At 67.1% G+C, this 16643-nt stretch carries 16 protein-coding genes and 2 pseudogenes; 5 read left to right on the forward strand and 13 right to left on the reverse strand.

What is annotated here, in order from left to right; genetic code table 11:
- Positions 1-240: 240 nt before the first annotated feature.
- On the reverse strand, positions 241-1092 hold the full coding sequence (locus ABAZ39_RS14475) for a helix-turn-helix transcriptional regulator (RefSeq protein WP_051658121.1): 852 nt from the start codon (positions 1090-1092) through the stop codon (positions 241-243).
- Between the two features lie 803 nt (positions 1093-1895).
- Here ABAZ39_RS14475 and ABAZ39_RS34160 point away from each other — a divergent pair.
- Positions 1896-2109, forward strand: a pseudogene (locus tag ABAZ39_RS34160) (IS6 family transposase); the annotation flags it as partial.
- 119 nt (positions 2110-2228) lie between these two features.
- Here the strand turns inward: ABAZ39_RS34160 and ABAZ39_RS35620 are convergent.
- From ABAZ39_RS35620 to ABAZ39_RS14520, 9 genes and pseudogenes are all read right to left on the reverse strand, one after another.
- Positions 2229-2375: pseudogene (locus ABAZ39_RS35620) on the reverse strand (IS6 family transposase); the annotation flags it as partial.
- A 96-nt stretch (positions 2376-2471) separates the two neighbouring features.
- Positions 2472-3281: a substrate-binding domain-containing protein gene (locus ABAZ39_RS14485; RefSeq protein ID WP_040133785.1), complete on the reverse strand. Its 810-nt coding sequence runs from the start codon at positions 3279-3281 to the stop codon at positions 2472-2474.
- Between the two features lie 11 nt (positions 3282-3292).
- A complete protein-coding gene (locus ABAZ39_RS14490; RefSeq protein WP_051658122.1) occupies positions 3293-3706 on the reverse strand; it encodes a c-type cytochrome in 414 nt (137 codons plus the stop codon).
- A complete protein-coding gene (locus ABAZ39_RS14495; protein WP_051658123.1) occupies positions 3703-4056 on the reverse strand; it encodes a hypothetical protein in 354 nt (117 codons plus the stop codon). The genes ABAZ39_RS14490 and ABAZ39_RS14495 overlap by 4 nt, the downstream gene beginning before the upstream one ends.
- Positions 4057-4065: 9 nt before the next feature.
- A complete protein-coding gene (locus tag ABAZ39_RS14500; RefSeq protein WP_040133786.1) occupies positions 4066-4674 on the reverse strand; it encodes a cytochrome c oxidase subunit 3 in 609 nt (202 codons plus the stop codon).
- Positions 4671-6539 (reverse strand): cytochrome c oxidase subunit I, encoded by a 1869-nt coding sequence (ctaD, locus tag ABAZ39_RS14505; protein WP_144243612.1) that lies wholly within the window; start codon positions 6537-6539, stop codon positions 4671-4673. Before ctaD ends, ABAZ39_RS14500 begins: the two co-directional genes overlap by 4 nt.
- A gap of 81 nt (positions 6540-6620) precedes the next feature.
- The gene (coxB, locus tag ABAZ39_RS14510) at positions 6621-7649 is read right to left on the reverse strand and encodes a cytochrome c oxidase subunit II (protein ID WP_081863058.1); all 1029 of its coding nucleotides are present in this window, start codon (positions 7647-7649) and stop codon (positions 6621-6623) included.
- Positions 7646-8215 carry a c-type cytochrome gene (locus ABAZ39_RS14515; protein ID WP_040133789.1) on the reverse strand — a complete coding sequence of 190 codons (570 nt, stop codon included), beginning with the start codon at positions 8213-8215 and terminating at the stop codon, positions 7646-7648. Before ABAZ39_RS14515 ends, coxB begins: the two co-directional genes overlap by 4 nt.
- Positions 8187-9944: a methanol/ethanol family PQQ-dependent dehydrogenase gene (locus ABAZ39_RS14520; RefSeq protein ID WP_372684172.1), complete on the reverse strand. Its 1758-nt coding sequence runs from the start codon at positions 9942-9944 to the stop codon at positions 8187-8189. Before ABAZ39_RS14520 ends, ABAZ39_RS14515 begins: the two co-directional genes overlap by 29 nt.
- 311 nt (positions 9945-10255) lie before the next feature.
- Here ABAZ39_RS14520 and ABAZ39_RS14525 point away from each other — a divergent pair, with 311 nt between their 5' ends.
- A complete protein-coding gene (locus ABAZ39_RS14525) occupies positions 10256-10477 on the forward strand; it encodes a hypothetical protein (protein ID WP_040133790.1) in 222 nt (73 codons plus the stop codon).
- An 83-nt stretch (positions 10478-10560) separates the two neighbouring features.
- Here the strand turns inward: ABAZ39_RS14525 and mepA are convergent, their stop codons facing one another.
- The 3 genes from mepA to ABAZ39_RS14540 all read right to left on the reverse strand — a co-directional run bounded on the left by mepA (position 10561) and on the right by ABAZ39_RS14540 (position 13267).
- Positions 10561-11328 (reverse strand): penicillin-insensitive murein endopeptidase, encoded by a 768-nt coding sequence (gene mepA, locus ABAZ39_RS14530; RefSeq protein WP_051658124.1) that lies wholly within the window; start codon positions 11326-11328, stop codon positions 10561-10563.
- A gap of 232 nt (positions 11329-11560) precedes the next feature.
- Positions 11561-12409 (reverse strand): sugar phosphate isomerase/epimerase family protein, encoded by an 849-nt coding sequence (locus ABAZ39_RS14535; protein WP_040133791.1) that lies wholly within the window; start codon positions 12407-12409, stop codon positions 11561-11563.
- 162 nt (positions 12410-12571) lie between these two features.
- Positions 12572-13267, reverse strand: a complete 696-nt coding sequence (locus ABAZ39_RS14540; RefSeq protein WP_040135157.1) for a GntR family transcriptional regulator — start codon at positions 13265-13267, stop codon at positions 12572-12574.
- A gap of 480 nt (positions 13268-13747) precedes the next feature.
- Between ABAZ39_RS14540 and ABAZ39_RS14545 the strand changes: the two genes are divergently transcribed.
- From ABAZ39_RS14545 to ABAZ39_RS14555, 3 genes are read left to right on the forward strand one after another with little or no spacing between them, the layout of a single operon-like run.
- On the forward strand, positions 13748-14737 hold the full coding sequence (locus ABAZ39_RS14545) for a C4-dicarboxylate TRAP transporter substrate-binding protein (protein WP_051658125.1): 990 nt from the start codon (positions 13748-13750) through the stop codon (positions 14735-14737).
- Positions 14738-14765: 28 nt separating this feature from the next.
- Positions 14766-15269, forward strand: coding sequence for a TRAP transporter small permease (locus ABAZ39_RS14550; RefSeq protein WP_040133792.1), 504 nt, complete (start codon positions 14766-14768; stop codon positions 15267-15269).
- Between the two features lie 2 nt (positions 15270-15271).
- A complete protein-coding gene (locus ABAZ39_RS14555) occupies positions 15272-16552 on the forward strand; it encodes a TRAP transporter large permease (protein ID WP_014239575.1) in 1281 nt (426 codons plus the stop codon).
- Positions 16553-16643: the final 91 nt, after the last annotated feature.

Genomic DNA, 16643 nt, shown 5'->3' on the forward strand with positions numbered 1-16643 from the left:
CAACGGGCATGGCTTTTATAAGCAACAGCGGCTTGGCCGGGCCGAACTTTGGCCCGGATGGATAAGTCCCGTCTTGCAACAACGCCCCCTTCGACGGGCGGGGGCGGTGCTGTATTCAATCTCTGCAAGAACAGGAGTGGGTGAACATTATCTTTCCAGCCAATCAACCAATGCTCCCGGCACCGATGGCGCACGGCTTCGTGGCTTGGTGAGAATAAACATGGGCCGGGACGGCGAGAGTCAGGACGGCAAGTTGCCCGGGGTCAGGGACCGCATCCACCGTTCGAGAACACGCTCCGCCGCCCCAACGTCCTTCGGCGCGGACTGCCGCATGCGTTCGGCGGTGTCCCGCGCTTCGCCCGGGGTCATGCCGTAGGCGGCGCGGAACGCCCGGCTGAACGCGGCCTCCGACCCGAAGCCCCAGTGGTAGGCGATGTCGGCGATCCGGGGCCGGTCCGGTTGGGACGCCGCCAGATCGTGAAGCGCCCGCGCCAGCCGACGGTCGCGGACATGCTTCGCCACCCCGCCCAGCGGCTCGAACAGGCGGTAGAGGGTCGAGCGCGACAGGCCGAAGGCGTCGCAGATCAGATCGGTCCCGAGATCGGCGGCGTCGAGCTTCCGGTCGATGAAGTTCTTGATGCGGTCGAGCAGGGCTCCCTGCGGCTCGTCGATCGGGGCGCATGCGTCGAGCGCCGAACCGATGCCCGCGGCGATCACCCCGATGGCGCCGCCGGCCACCGCGGCGGCAGCCTTGATGCTCAGGCCGGGGAGCTGGGCGTGGAGGCTGCGGACATGGTCGTTCAGCAGCGTTCCGATCGCCGACGCGGCCGGCAGCACCAGCCCGTGCAGGAACTCCGGCGCCTTGAACGGAAGAATCAGGCCCGCGCGGGGGATCACCAGCGTCAGGGCGCTGAAAGCCGTGGTCTCGACCGCCAGCGGCTGGGCCAGATCCAGAACTCCGACATCGCCGATCCGCATCGCGAACGCCCGTTCGCCCGCTGTACCGGTGCAGCCCCCGTCGAGATAGACCTGGATCAGGCAGTGCTCCGCGGCGCTGCGGGCGATGGTGGCGCTCGTGCGGCGCGGGGTCACCGGCGGCCGTCGACAGCCCAGTGGTGGCGCAGCGCCGGACCGCTGAGGCCGGCCCGAAGCCGGACCGCCCGACGCCGGAGGTCCGGGAGTCCGGACGGAGGGAGGGGGCGGCCAAGCGGCCACCGCGGCCCTCACGGCGGCCGGAGGTGTCGGGCGGCGACATCCGGGTGTCGGGCGAGTCGGTGAGGATCGCCGGAATGCTCGACGCCTCGGGAACGGCCGGACGGGGCGGGACGCTGGTGGCGACCGGCGGGACGGTGGTGCTGTCCGGGACGGCAGTGCTGGACGTGTCCGGGACGGCGGGCGGCACGCTGCTGGTCGGCGGCGACTACCAGGGCGGACGGAACGCGGCGACGCGCTACCTCGCCGAACCGGTGGCGAGGGCGCGGGCCCTGACGGTGGAGGCGGGGGCGCAACTCCGCGCCGACGGCACGCGGGGGGACGGCGGCCGGGTCGTGCTGTGGTCAGACCGCGACACCGCCTTCGCCGGGACGATCTCGGCGCGGGGTGCCGTCAGGGGCGGCGACGCGGAGGTTTCAGGCAAGGCGCGCCTGGCCTTCACCGGCACGGCGGACCTGCGCGGAACGGCGGGCTTCGGTACGCTGCTGCTCGACCCCTACAACCTGACCATCTCCACCCAGGGGGAAGAGGATGAGCTCGACGCTTCCATCGCGGAGCGGATTCGCGGCGCCGAGGGTGAGCGGATCGAGGCGGCGCGGATCGACGAGGATTCCGTTGCAAAGTTTGCCTGCGGGCGGAGATCGGGTAAAAACCCGCCCTCTTTCGGCGGCAGGGGTGACAGGGTGAAGCGCAGCGGAAAGAGCCCGTTCAAGGGCCGGCAGTTTACGGCAGCGGTGATCCTGTGGGCGGTGCGCTGGTATCTGCAGTTCCCGATCAGCTATCGTAATCTCGCGTAATCTCGGGCAGATGTTGGCCGACCGCGGCTTGGCGGTCGATCACACCGCCATCTTCCTCTGGATCCAGGCCTACGCGCCGGAGCTGGACAAGCGCCTGCGCCCGCACCTGCGCATGACGATCGGTGTGAACAGGCGTGGGGTTCTGATGCCGATTGGCACGGGAACACATTGATAATAATAAGAACTAAGGGGGCCTTGACGTGTGCTGTTTCACATGGGCAGGAAGCGCTGGACCTGGGCGGGGTCTTTGAAGCACTTCCTTTGCCGTTCACGCCGCCGGGTGGGTTGGTGGGAGTTCTCCGCCCGGTTGTTCAGCCCATTGTGCTGGCGGTGTTCCCCGCCCATTCCTCGGCCGCGGTGAGCGCCTGTTCCAGCTCATCGGCATACCGAGTTGATGAGCGTGTGTTCCCCTGTGCGCTTCCCCCGGCTTGCGGGTCGTGCGCCGATCTCCTGCGCGTCGGCTCAATGCTCGGTCCGAGGCGGCTCCAAACGGGGAACGCCAAAATCGGCGAGAATGGCGTCAATGGCCGCGCGGTTCCGCTCCAGCGCACCGCTGACAAGGTCATGGAACGCCCGGTCACCGCGCCGCAGCCCCATGGAGATGTCGAAGGCCATGGGAAACAGCGGGCCTTCGGCGGGCGGTGCGACCGGGGTGAGGGCCAGTGGAACCGGCTGACGGCCGGCGTGGTAACCGGCGACCGGTCCCCAGACGATGGCGACGTCTACGGCCCCGCTGGCCACCGCCTCCACGATGCCCGCCGCCCCGTCGTCACGGCTGTAGTCGCCGTAAACCATGTAGCCGCGCACGTTGTCGATGATGCCCCGCCGCGTCAGCGCGTGCGCCGGCGGCGTGTTGGCGAAGTCGTCGCCGATCATCTGCACGCCGATGCGCAGGCTCCGCAGGCGCGGATCGTCGAACGAGGTTATGACCGGCCCGCCTTGCGCCCTCGCGACGAACACATAGCCGGAGCGGTAATAGGGGGCTGTGGTGGACACCATCTCCAGGCCGCTCGGCACGCCGGGGATGAGGTCGCACAGCCCTTCCTTCAGCGTGTTGCGGATGAAGCCGCGCCGCTGCGGCCACCATGTGTAGGCGACCGGAACGCCGAGGTCGGCGGCCAGAAGCTCCACGATCCTGTTCTCGAACCCCTCGCGGCGCTCGTTGGAGAAGGGAAGGTTGTTCGGATCGGCGCAGACGCGCAGTTCCTCAATGGGGCCCGCGCCGGCGGGTCCCGTGAGCAGCAGGCACAGCGCAAGGGCCGTCCGGAACATCCCCAGCCCCCTCATTTCAAGGTGTAGAGAAAGGCCGCGATGTGCCGCGCGTCGTCCTCGCTCACGTCCAGGGACGGCATGGCGGTTTTCGGGTCAACGCCCTGCGGATCGCGGAGCCACAGGACCAGATTGTCCGGGGTGTTCTGAAGCACCCCCGCCACATAGACCCGGTTGGCGATGCCGCCGAGCGGCGGACCGACGAGGCCGTTGGCCCGATGCACGCCCGGAATGCTGTGGCAGGACCCGCAGCCGTAGCGCAGCACCGCCTCCCGCCCCGCGGACGGGGAGCCGCCGGTGAGGTCGGCGGCCCGCCGTTCCAGTTCCCACCGCTGGTCCTCCCAGGCATAGGCGGCGATCCCGGCGGCGCTCAGCGCCAGCAGCGCGGAAACCATGGCGGTGGTGCGCAAGGACAGGGCCGCGCTCATCGCTCGCATCCCGTCAGGAACACGGCCGCAAGCGCTTGCGCCAGAATCACCAGGATGAAGAAGGCGGCGATCCCGGTGCTGAGCCCCGCGACGAAGCGGCGGTTGCCGAGATCGGGGCTCACCGCCCGCCCATCCCTGGGCCGGCGCGCACGCCAGGAGACCCATCCGGCGACCGCCGTGGCCGTGGCCAGCGCCAGTCCCAGCGCCACCGCCGGCCAGCCGCTGCTCTGCGCGCAGGTCCAGGGCACGAGGGCGCTGCCCCCCTGCTGTTGCAGGAAGGCGGCCACCGGGCCGGTGGCAAGCCCGGCCCAGATGCCGAAACGCCGTGTGCTGTGCTCGGCGGACGGCATGGCATCTCCTCACGCGAACCGTGGGACGAGGTAGAGCAGCGCGTAGATGGGAACCCAGGCGCCGACCACGAAGTTCCAATACATCGCGTTGTCGGTGACGTCGCCCATGCGCCGGGGGGCCTTGCCGTGCCTGGTGAACATCAGCACGGCCAGCACCGCCGTGTCGCCCACGTCGGTCAGCAGGTGAACGGTGTGCAGGCCGAGGATCGTCCAGAGGATGGAGCCGTAGGCGTTGCTGTCCCACAGCGCGTTCAGCACCGTGAACTCGAACCAGCGGATGCCCAGGGTGACGAGACCGACCGCCAGCATCGCCAGCACGGCACGGCGCGTGCCGCGCAGGTCCGACGCCTCAGCCACCCGCTTGGCCCAGACGTTGGGGATCAGGCTCAGCAGGAGGGCGACGGTCATCAGCGTGCCCCAGGTCAAATCGGGCGGGGGCATGCCCGGCGGCCAATGCCGGAACTGCATCATGATGTAGAGATAGGTGAAGCCGGCCAGCACGAAGGCGAAGCCCTCGATCAGCATGAAGCCCATCGTGCCCCACCAGGTCAGGGTGCTCGGCCCATGGCCGTGGGTGGGCAGGTCGGACACGTCCCGGACGAAGTGCCTCTCGCTCATGATTCCACCACCGGTTCCGGAGGGGCGTGGCGCCGCTTCGGCCAGAACCAGCCGACCAGCCCGACCGCCAGCGGCACCGCCCCCCAGACCAGCGCCCATGGCGTGAAGATCGAGCCGATGAACAGCACCGTCACCGCCAGGGCGGACAGCAGCGGCCAGATGGTCGGACGCGGCGAGGGTTCGCGCAGGTCGGGATGCGCGTCCAGGACGGTGGTCAGCAGCACCTCGCGCTCCTCCACCCGCAGGCCGTGGACCATGCCGAGCGGTCCGGCCCTGTCCCACAGCGGCTCCAGCCCCTCCACGACGGGTATATGGGCGAAGTTGTAGCTGGGCGGCGGCGAGGCGGTCGCCCATTCCAGCGTGCCGGCGTTCCACGGGTTCGGGCCCGCGATGCGGCCGGCGCGCAGGCTGACCAGCACGTTGACGAGGAACAGCGCCACGCTGGCCGCGATCAGCAGCGCGCCGAGCGTGGCCGTCAGGTTCAGGCCCGTCCAGCCCAGCTCCGCCGGGTAGGTGTAGACGCGGCGCGGCATGCCCATCATGCCCAGCAGATGCATGGGGAAGAAGGTGACGTTGAAGCCGACGAAGAACAGCCAGAAATTCCACCGCCCCAACCGCTCTCCCAGCATCCGGCCGGTGATCTTGGGGAACCAGAAATAGAAGGCGCCGAACAGCGGGAAGACCGCCCCGCCGATCAGCACGTAATGGAAATGCGCCACGACGAAATAGCTGTCGTGCACCTGGAGGTCGAAGGGGACCGAGGCCTGCATGACGCCGGTCAGCCCGCCCAGCACGAAGATGACGATGAAGCCCACGATAAAGAGCAGCGGCACCGTCCATTGCGGCCGGCCGTCCCACAGGGTGGCGATCCAGCAGAAGATCTGGATGCCGCTGGGGATGGCGATCATCATGCTCGCCGCCGTGAAATAACCGCTGGCGAGATGCGGCAGGCCGGTCGCGAACATGTGGTGGACCCACAGCCCGAAGCCGAGAAAGGCGGTGGCGACCAGCGCCAGCACCATGGGCACGTGCCCGAACACCGGGCGCCGCGCCATGGCGGCGACGATGCTCGACACCATGCCGAGCGCCGGCAGGAAGATGATGTAGACCTCCGGATGGCCGAAGAACCAGAACAGATGCTGCCACAGCAGCGGGTCGCCGCCTTCCGCCGGGTTGAAGAACTGCGTGCTGACCAGCCGGTCCATGATCAGGAAGCTGCTGGCCAGCATCACCGCGGGCATGGCGAAGATGACCATGAAGGAGGTGACCAGCATCGACCAGACGAACAGCGGGATGCGGTTCAGGCCCATGCCCGGCGCGCGCATCTTGAAGACGGTGACGACGATCTCCACCGCGACGGCCAGGGCCGCCACTTCGGTGAAGGTGATCATCTGCGCCCAGAAGTCGGTGCGCTTGCCGGGCGAATATTCCGGACCGGCCAGCGGCACGTAGCTGAACCAGCCGGTCTCCGGCCCCGTGTTCATCAGGAAGGCGACGACGATCATCACCCCGCCGAACAGGTAGACCCAGTAGCTGAAGGCGTTCAGCCGCGGAAAGGCGATGTTGCGCGTCCCCACCATCAGCGGCACGAGATAGACCGCCATCGCCTCCATGATCGGCACGGCGAACAGGAACATCATCGTCGTGCCGTGCATGGAGAAGAGTTGGTTGTAGCGGTCCGGCCCGACCAGCGTGTTCTCCGGCTGCGCCAGTTGCAGCCGCATCAGCAGGGCGAGGACACCGCCCACCAGGAAGAAGACGAAGCCGGTGGCGATGTAGCGCCGCCCGATCCGCTTGTGGTCCACCGTGGTCAGCCACCCCCACAGCCCCGGCGGCGTGCCCCAGGTCCGCTCCAGCCGACGCATGGTGTCCTCCTCACCGAGGGAGGGGCCGTCGCGGAGTTCGGAGGAGGAGACGCCATCCCTGGGACCCATGACGCCCCTCCTTCACTTCAGGCTGTCGAGGTAGGCGACGAGCGCCTGCAGGTCCGATGGCGGCACGCCCACCAGCGGCATGTGGTTGCCGGGCTTGATGCGCTGCGGGTCGGCGATCCAGCCGGCGAGGTTGCCCCGGTTGTACGGCAGGGCTCCCGCGGCGATGCTCCGCCGGCTTGCCAGATGCGTCAGGTCCGGCGCCACGGAGGCCGAAGCCGGCGTGCCGCGGATGCCGTGGCACATCGTGCAGGCGGAGGTGAGGAACAGGGCCTGCCCACGCGCCTGCGCCTCGTCCGCGGGGGCGGGAGCGGGCGCCAGCTGCGCCTCCTTCCAGGCGTCGAACGCCGCGCGGGAGTGGACGATCACGTCCAGCGCCATGTGCGCGTGCTGAAGCCCGCAGAACTCCGCGCACTGGCCGCGGAAGGTCCCTTCGCGGTCGGCGGTCAGGAACAGTTCGTTGTCCCGGCCGGGGATCAGGTCCAGCTTGCCATGCAGGTTCGGAATCCACAGGCTGTGGATGACGTCCGCCGCCTTCAGCTTGACCCGCACCGGCACGCCGACCGGCAGGTGGATCTCGTTGGCCGTGGTGATGCTGCGGCTGGGGTCGTCGTCGGGATAGCGGACGGTCCACCACCACTGCTTCCCCTCCACCTCGACGACGACCTCCTCCCGGTTGGCGAGGTGGGTGAGGCTCTTGTCCACGGCGTAGCTCGCCGTGACGAAGACGAACAGGATCAACACCGTGCCGGCGACCCAGGCGACCAGCCCATTGGTCAGCCGCCGCTCGCCCCCGGCCTGACGCGGCAGGGTTCCGCCCGGCTCCACCCAGCGGTGCCGCCGCGTCAGCGCCCACAGCAGCCAGAGCAGGACGACGGCGTAGACGAAGGCGCAGCCGGCGAGGAGAATCCACCCCATCACGCCGATCCGCGCGGCCTGCCCGCCCGCCGGGTCCAGCATGGATTGCGGGCCGGAGCAGGCGGTCAGGACGAGGAAGGGAACAACCCTCCCCGGTCTCGACAAGGAAACGGGCGCCCCTCTCATGGCCCGCGTCCTTCCGACGACGGAGAGGCCACGCCGCCCGGCTTCGGTGGGGACACGGGCTGGTTCTGCTCGCCCGGCGTGACGGCCATATGATCGTCGCGGCCGGGCGCGACGTCCTTGCGGACCTCGCGCTGCATGGAGCGGACATAGGCGGCGATCTGCCACAATTGCTGGTCGGGGATCTTGTTGCGGAAGGACGGCATGCCGTTGGGCCGCCCCTCGACGATGGTCGCGGCGATGTTCTCCAACTCCCCGCCGTATATCCACACCTCGTCCATCAGCGGCGGTCCGATGTCGCCCCCGCCATGGGCGTGGCAGCCCGAGCAGTTGAACCATTCGAACAGGCGCTTGCCTTCGGAGACGTGGTAGGCGTTGCCCTCATATTCCCGCCTCTGTGGAGGAGGTGGGCTGGGAGCGCCGGCGTAGAGCGTGCCCTGCACGATGGCGCCGGGCTTCACCTCGCCCACCGGCTCGCCACGATAGCTGCGCTCCTCCCGCTCGCAGGCGGCGAGCAGCAGGGTGCCGAGCAGGGCGAGGCTAACGGCGCTGCGGGAGAGCGAAGACATAGAGCATGCCTCCCTTGGTGGTCCGCTGCGGCAGGTCGGAGACGGCGTTGACGAAACCCTTGGCGGCGCTGGCGTCATGGGGGTCGAGATCGCCGGCCACGATGGCGCCGGCCCAGCCGCCCACGCCCGACAGGATCGCGATGTATTGCCGCCCGTCCGGCCCGCGATAGCTGATCGGCTGACCGATGATCCCGGACCCGGTTTTGAACCGCCACAGCAGCTCCCCGCTGCCGGCGTTCACCGCCTTGAACCACCCGTCCATGGTTCCGTAGAAGACGAGGCCGCCGGCCGTCGCCAGCGCACCGGACCACAGCGGCAGGTCCTCCTTGAGTTCCCACACCTTTTTTCGTTGGGCGGGGTCCCAGGCGGTGAAGGTGCCGCGGTGGCCGCCGGGGCCGGCGTACATCTTGACGTTGGCGCCGACGTAGGGCGTGCCGGCGATGTAGTTCGCCTCGACGCTTTCCCAATCCATGCACAGATTGTTGTGCGGAATGTAGACGATCCCGGTTTTCGGCGAGAAGGCGGACGGGTTCCAGTCCTTTGCGCCCGGCGCGGTCGGGCAGATGTCCCGCACCACCTTGCCGACGCGCGGATGCTTCTCCTCGTTGTATTCGATCAGGCCGGTCTTCAGGTCGACGCCCTTGGTGCTGTTGGCCGGGAAATAGGGGTCGGCGGCCAGCACCTCCCCGCTGCTGCGGTCGATGACGTAGAGATAGCCGTTGCGCTCCGGCCGGATCAGCACCTTGCGGGGTTGCCCCTGCCAGGGCATATCGAGCAAAATCAGCTCGTTGATGCCGTCGTAGTCGTACAGATCGTGGGGCACCGCCTGATAGAACCAGCGGGCCTGCCCGGTGTCGGGGTTGCGGGCGAAGATGCCGCCGGTCCATTTGTTGTCGCCGGGCCTCTGCTCCGGATTCCAAGGGCCGGGATTGCCAGTGCCGTGATAGATCAGGTCAAGCTCGGGGTCGTAGCTGATCCAGCCCCAGACCGTGCCGCCGCCGATCTCCCAGGCGTTGGGCGGCCATGTGCCGACGCCGAGGTCCTTGCCCTTTTCCTTGTCGTAGAAGGGTTTGTAATCGTCCCCGATCAACACGTCCTTATCGGGGCCGGTGTTGTAGGCACGCCAGACAATCTTGCCCGTCCCGGCATCGAGCGCGGTGATCCAGCCGCGCACCCCGAACTCCCCACCCGCGTTGCCGACCAGCACCTTCCCTTTCACCACCAGGGGCGCCATGGTCATGGTCTCGCCCTTGTTGATGTCGCCGAGCTTGGTGCGCCACACTTCACTACCCGTCTCCGCGTCCACGGCGACGGTCTGGGCATCCAAGGTGTTGATGAAGATCCGGCCGTCGGCGAAGGCAGGCCCACGGTTCACGTAATCGCAGCAGGCGACTCCCTGCGCGGAGGCGGCCGGTTTCGGCTCGAACGTCCATTTGGTGGGCGCGCCGGGCTTGGTGAGGTCGAGAGCGTAGAGTTTGTTGGGATAGGGGGTCACCACATACATGGTGTCGTTCACCACCAGCGGTGCCGCCTCATGCCCGCGCACAACACCGGTGGAGAAGGTGAAGAAGACCTGGAGGTCGCGAACGGTGTTCGTGTCGATTTCGTCCAGTTCGCTGTAGCGGGTGCTGGCGTAGTTCTTGGCAGCCATCACCCAATTGCCATCGTCGGGCGGCGAGGCCGCCGGAGCGGGAATGGCCTTGGCCAGGGTTTGTGATTCCTGACCCAGCGCCGGAAAAGCGGGGACGGCCGCTCCGAACGCCAAAAGCCATAGAAAGGTGAGGCAAGGAGGCGATCGTCTCAAGATACGAAACCTCCAAATGGAATTCCCCAATTCAAGAACCGGCGAATAGAAGGAAAAGTTCCATCGTCTAGGCTGTCTTGCGACCGGGTTTCGAAAGAGGAGGCCGCCAACAGTTCGCCGCCCAAATGCTTGAGCTGGCTGTAATTTTAATGCCTTGCTGCGTTGCACATTCAGCGTATCTGGTATTTGGTATACCAGTGTACAGTCATCTCCATCAGACACGAGGGAGATGCACCATGGCTTACACCACCGCTTCGCACACCGATCAGGACGGCGCTCTGTCGGGGATCGTCAAGGGCGTTCGCGAGTTCGTGAGCGCTTGGTTCGAAACCTCCGCCGCCTACATCGTCTATCGCGAGCTGTCGGCCCTGAGCACGGCCGAACTGGCCGCCCGCGACCTGCGCCGCGAGGACATCGGCCGCGCCGCCATGGACCTGCCGACGCTGATGCGCGAGTAACCCGCACACCGCCCGCCCTCCCGGATCGGACGTCCGCTTCGCCGCGGCGGCTGCCAAGGGAGAGCGGCGAGCCACCAGTGGGGTCAATTCCCCGCCAGAACCGCCAGACAGGCGGCGGGTGGCTCGAGAATCGCCTTGGGCGGCCGGGGCACCGGCGCTTCCTTCGGCGGCTCGAACCAGCTCAAAAGCTCCTGGCCGCAGCCGTCGCCCGGCGGAATGGGGGCTTGCGGGACGCAGGCCGTCGATCCGGCCGGGCAGTTCATCCGCACATGGAAGTGCGAGTCGTGCCCACCCCAGGGGCGCACGGCGTTCAGCCAGGAGCGGTCGCCCTGCTCGCTCTGGCACAGCGCCAGCTTGATCGCCGGGTTCACGAACACCCGCGCGACCTTCGGACTCGTCGCCGCCAGTTGCAGAAGGCGGGCCTGACGGGGACCGAACCGCTCCGGCAGAACGCGCTGCGTCTGCCGGTTCACCATGGTCGGAAAGTCCGTACGCTCCCGCGCCTCCCGCACAAGAGGCGGCTGGTCGAGATCGAACCACACGTCGACGTCGAGGCCGATCTGGTGGCTGGCATGCCCGCTTTCCATGCGGCCGCCATACACTTTGGAAATGTCGCCGATGGCCAGCCGCCCCAACCGCTCGGCCTGCGCCCGGCGGGCAAGCTCCTGGACGAAGGCGATGGTGTCGGGATGCCCGTGGTTCCGGTTCCGCGACAGATTGACCGCCTGGTACCCGGGACCTTCGGGAGGCAGCGTCTGCGCGCCGCGGATGCAGCCGTTGGCGTAGCCGCCGATCGGCTGTGCCGACAGGGCCGGCAACGGCGGCTGCAAGGCCACCGTGCTGAGGTCCATCGGCACGGCGCCGGAAAGCGGGGGCGCCGATCGGGAGACCGGATCGGCCGCCACCGCGTCACCGGTGAACCAGACCCCGCAAAGGATCGTCAGCGCAGCGAAAGACCTCAGCGCTGCGAAAGACCATTGTCGAGCCATGACCGGCCTGGACCCTCTCATTGTTGACCCGGTCCGACATTAGCACGGTGCGTGCGGTGTGGGCGTTGCATCGGGTGGGCGGCGGCGGGCGTCGTCAGAGGCCGTGTTGATCGAGCAGCAATTGCCCGTCGCGCGCCACGTCGTCGCCGTGGTCGAACAGGTTGCGCCAGGACGCCACGCCCGCGGTGATGTCCGGGTGCGACACGGCGGACGAGAAGGCTTCGACGCCGATCAGCCCCTGATAGTCGGCGGCCTTCAACCGGCGCAGCATCGGGGCGAAATCGATGGACCCCTGCGTCAGGCGGCCGCGATGGTTCTGGTCGATCTCGAAATAGCCGAGATGGGGCATCGCCAGTTCGAGCGCGCCCAGCAGGTCGTTCTCCTCGATGTTCATGTGGAAGGTGTCGAGATGGATGCGGACGTTGTCGGCGCCGATCAGCTTGACCATCCGGACGGCCTGTTCCGCCGTGTTGATCAGGTTGCTCTCGTACCGGTTGACCACCTCGAGCGCCAGCAGCATCCCGTAGGATGCGGCCCGTTCGGCGACGATCCGCAAGCCATCTGCCGCAACCTGGACGTTGGCGTCGCTCGGCACCTTCGACGCCTTGCCGAAGGCGCTGTAGAGGATGCCGCCCATGCGGTCCGCGCCCATGTCGCGCGCCAGGGCAAGGGCCGCGCAGTGCCGCTCGACCCCGCGGCGGTGCACGTCCGGGTCGGTGCTCGAAATGTCGTTGTCGGCCTGAAGCGGCGAGGTCGCGACGGGGCGGACCCCCGCCCGCTCGCACAGCGCGGCGATGGCCGCCGGTTCGATGCTGTCATGGTCGCGGATCGGCACGACGAGCTGGCCATAGCCGAAGGCCGCGGCCCGCTCGGCCGCATAGGCGCCATCCTTGGTGGACCATTTCGGGATCCAGGTGTAACTGTGGATCGACCGTCTGTTCATCGCGTTTCCTCCTGATTGTGCCCGCGTGCGGGGTCGTTGGTCTTGCCGACGGTTCGCAAAGGGCAAGCGGCCCCCTTCCCCGCCGGCGGGCCAACCGGCCTGGGTCTGCGTCCGTCAGCGATGCCCGGATCAACCGTCCGGCGGTGGGGTCCCGGGCGGGGTCTATTCGAAGAGAATGTCGTGGCGCTTGAGGATGTCGTCGCGCATCGCCTCGATCATCTTCAAATGCGCCAGCAGGAGCGACTGGGTTCCCGCGACGTCGTTCGCCATGATCGAGCGCATCAGCTTGACGTGGTCGGCGATCGCATCGTCCTCATGATGTGCCTCCTGAAGCTCGAGGAAGCGCACCCGTGTCAGATGCGTCCTCACGTCGCTCAGCATCTCCAACAGCATGGCGTTTCCCAGAACCCCGATGACGGTGTCGTGGAACGCCACGTCCAGTTCGGTGAAACCGACATAGTCCTTCTCCTGCACGACCTGTATCTGCTGCTCGATCAGCGACAGCGCCTTGCTTTGCGCCACGCTGTGATCGGCGGTCTTGTTCCAGATGCGCGCCACCTCCCCGAACGCCGACACCTCCAGCGCCTCCCGGATGAACTGGGCCTCCTTCACCTTGGCCACGGACAGGCGGGACACCTGCGCCCCGCGCTGCGGCAGGATGCTCAGCAACCCTTCGTTCGCCAGCCGGGAAAAGGCCTGACGCACCGGTGTCCGGCTGACGCCGTATTCGTCGGCGACGGCGTTTTCGTAGATCATCGAGCCGGGCTGGAACGACAGCGAAATGATCCTCTTCCGCAGCTCCTTGTAGATCACGCTGTCCAGCGTGTTGCGTTCCAACACCAGCCGTTCGTTCTTCACCGTGTTCCCCCAGCCGCCGTGCAAGCGGACATCGCCCTTTCCGAGCCCAGAATCGCGATTATCGCCGGATCGGATTGGCCCACGCAAGGTCGCAGCGCCGCTGAACACAGTCCGGAACGCGGGTGGAACCGGGCCGATGACTGATACAGCCGGGCGAACACTTTGTCACTATTGGTTGCACCTCCCCTCCGTCACGCCGCCCTTGGCCGGCGAAATCCATCCGAATGCGGGTTTGATTGCATTCCAATCAAATCGCCTTCTGGATAATCCGTACCATCTTGCATCCTTGGATACAAGTGTGCAAGATAACCGAACGTTGCGCTGGATGAGCCGTTCGCCATCCGCACACCGCCTGTCCGCTCCGCGCGGGCGATCAGTAAACGAATGGCATAAGGGCAGTCTCAGGCTCCGCGCTCAAAGCAACGGGCGCCCTTGATCACCAAACTCATAATAAATCCTAGGGAGTAGGCAGTGACCAATATGTCCAAGCGCCTTGGCGCTTTTCTCGGAGCCACCGCGCTGACGCTGATCGCGGGCATGGGGATGGCCCAGGCCCAGACGCAGAAGCACATCCTGCGCATGAACCACGTTCACAGCCCAGTCGAAGCCTATCATTCGGCGTTCCAGGAATGGGCCAAGCGCGTCGAGGAGCGGACCAATGGCGGCCTGAAGATCGAGGTGTTCCACAGCGCCCAGCTCGGCAACGAAGAGGACATCATCGAGCAGATCCGCCAGGGCGCCAACATCGGCCAGAACACCGACGCGGCGCGCCTCGGCAACTACGTTCGCGAGATCGCCGTCCTGAACGGCCCGTACTTCGTCGAGACGCTCGACGAGGCCTTTGCGCTGTCGAAGCTCGACACCGTCAAGAAGTGGAAGGCGGAACTGGCGGACAAGCACGGTCTCCAGGTCGTCTGCTTCGACTTCGTGCAGGGCAAGCGTCATGTCTTCGCCAACAAGCCGGTCCGCAACCCGGGTGAGCTGTCCGGGCTGCGCATCCGCACCCCGCCCGCCCCGATCTGGCAGGAATCGGTGCGCGCCATCGGCGCGGCCCCGACGGCGATGAGCTTCGGCGACATCTACCCCGGCCTGCAGCAGCGGGCCGTCGACGGCGCGGAGCTGACCTACGCCAACATCCGTCCCGGCAACCTCCAGGAGGTCGTCCGGAACGTCAGCGAGACCGGCCACATCCTGCTGATCAACTTCGAGGTCGTCAGCGCCTCCTGGTTCAAGAAGCTGCCCGCCGACTACCAGACCGCGCTGGTCGAGGAATGCAGCGCCGCCGGCCAGAAGGTGTCGAAGGTGCTCGCTGACGCCGCGGAGAGCGAGAAGGCCGCGCTGGTCAAGGGCGGCATGAAGGTGACCGAGAACGTCGATGTGGAGGCCTTCCGCAAGGCCGGCGACGCCGCGTACCAAGCGCTCGGCCTCACCGATGTGCGCGCGGCGATCTACAAGGAAATGGGACGCTAAGTCATCCGAAGCCGGCGAGGCCTGCCTTATGAAAACTCTCTACGACTATATGCTGAAGCTGGAGGCGATCCTCGCCGGCTTGTTCCTGATGCTGATGGTGGGGTTGCTTCTGCTGGGCGGCGTGGCGCGGATGATGCAGCACCCGCTCAACTGGACCATCGATCTGGCGACCTGCTTCTTCGCCTGGGCGGTGTTCCTGTGCGCGGACATCGCCTGGCGCAAGGACATGCTGATGTCCCTCGATCTGGTGACCGCGAAGCTGTCCGAGCGGTACCAGCGGACCCTGCTGTTCGTGAACTACGCGCTGATCGCGCTGTTCCTCTGCTACGCCATCTACGGCGGCACCCTGCTCGCCTGGACCAGCCGGTCCCGCACCTTCAACGGCATTCCCGGCGTCAGCTATTCCTGGGTCACCGCCAGCATCGCTGTTGGCGCGGCCCTGATGCTCGTCACCACCATTCTCAAGATACGGGCCCTGATGCGGTCCGACGGCGTGCCGTGCGCCGCTGCCGCCAGCGGGGAGATCGCCTGACCATGCTGCTCGTCGTTCTCGCCTTCGCGGTCTTCCTGCTCATCGGCATGCCCGTCGCCTTTGCGATCGGCATCTCCGGCGTGCTGTTCTTCCTTCAGCACCCGGAGCTGCCCTTCACCATCCCGCTTCAGGTGACGGTCTCCCAGACCCAGAATTTCGCCCTGCTCGCCGTTCCCCTGTTCATCATGGCGGGCAACTACATGAACCGGTCCGGCATCACCGAAAGCCTGCTGAATCTGGCGTCGGTGGCCACCGGACACCTCAAGGGCGGGCTCGCCCAGATTTCCATCGTCCTGTCGGCGCTGATGGGCGGCGTGTCGGGGTCGGCCATCGCGGACGCGGCGATGCAGTCGCGCATCCTCGGCGAGGAGATGACGAAGCGGGGCATGTCGCGCGGCTTCACCGCCGGCGTGATCTCCTTCACCTCGCTCCTCACCCCGCTGATCCCGCCGGGCATCGGCATGATCCTCTTCGGGACCATCGGCCAGGTGTCGATCGGGCGGCTGTTCGCGGCGGGCTTCGCCCCGGCGCTCCTGCTCGGCATCGCCATGAGCGCCGCCGTCTGGTACACCTCCAACAAGCGCGGATACCCCGCCGAGCGCGAGAAGCGGGCGTCGCTGGCCGAAGTCGGCAGCGCCCTGAAGGGCGGCGTCTGGGCGCTGCTGTTCCCGGTCATCCTGCTCGTCGGCTTGCGCATGGGCATCTTCACGCCGTCGGAGATCGGCGCCTTCGCGGTGCTCTACGCCCTGTTCATCGGCTTCGTGGTCTACCGCCGGCTCAAGGCGAAGAGCTTCGTCGAGGCGCTGGAGGTCAGCCTCGCCGACGTCGGCTCCGCGATGTTCCTCATCAGCCTGTCGGCGATCTTCAGCTACGGCATCGTCTTCGAGCGCATTCCGGAGGTCATCGCCTCGTCCCTGACCAGCCTCACCGACAACGTCCAGCTGGTGATGGTGCTGATCGTCCTTCTGGTGCTGGCGGCCGGTCTGTTCATCGACGCGACGGTGATCATCATCATGATGACGCCGATCTTCCTGCCCGCCGTGCGGGCGATGGGCGGCGATCCGGTGCATTTCGGCGTCGTCTTCATCGTCGCGGCGACCATCGGCAACTTCACGCCACCGGTCGGGGCGGCGATGTTCACCGTCTGCTCGATCCTGAAGGTGTCGGTGGGAGCCTATGTCCGGGAGTCCCTGCCCTTGATGATTGCCATCGGGCTGACAACCATCCTTCTGATCTTCGTGCCCGAGTTCATCCTCCTCATCCCGAACCTGCTCTTCGGATGATGGCGGCGCGCCGGGAGTTGGCGGCGGAAACGCCGCCCTCCCGGCCCCCGGGCACATCGAATCCCTGCGTCCAATCCGGCGCCCGGTACGG

This window comes from Azospirillum argentinense, assembly GCF_000632475.1.
Classification (GTDB): domain Bacteria; phylum Pseudomonadota; class Alphaproteobacteria; order Azospirillales; family Azospirillaceae; genus Azospirillum; species Azospirillum baldaniorum.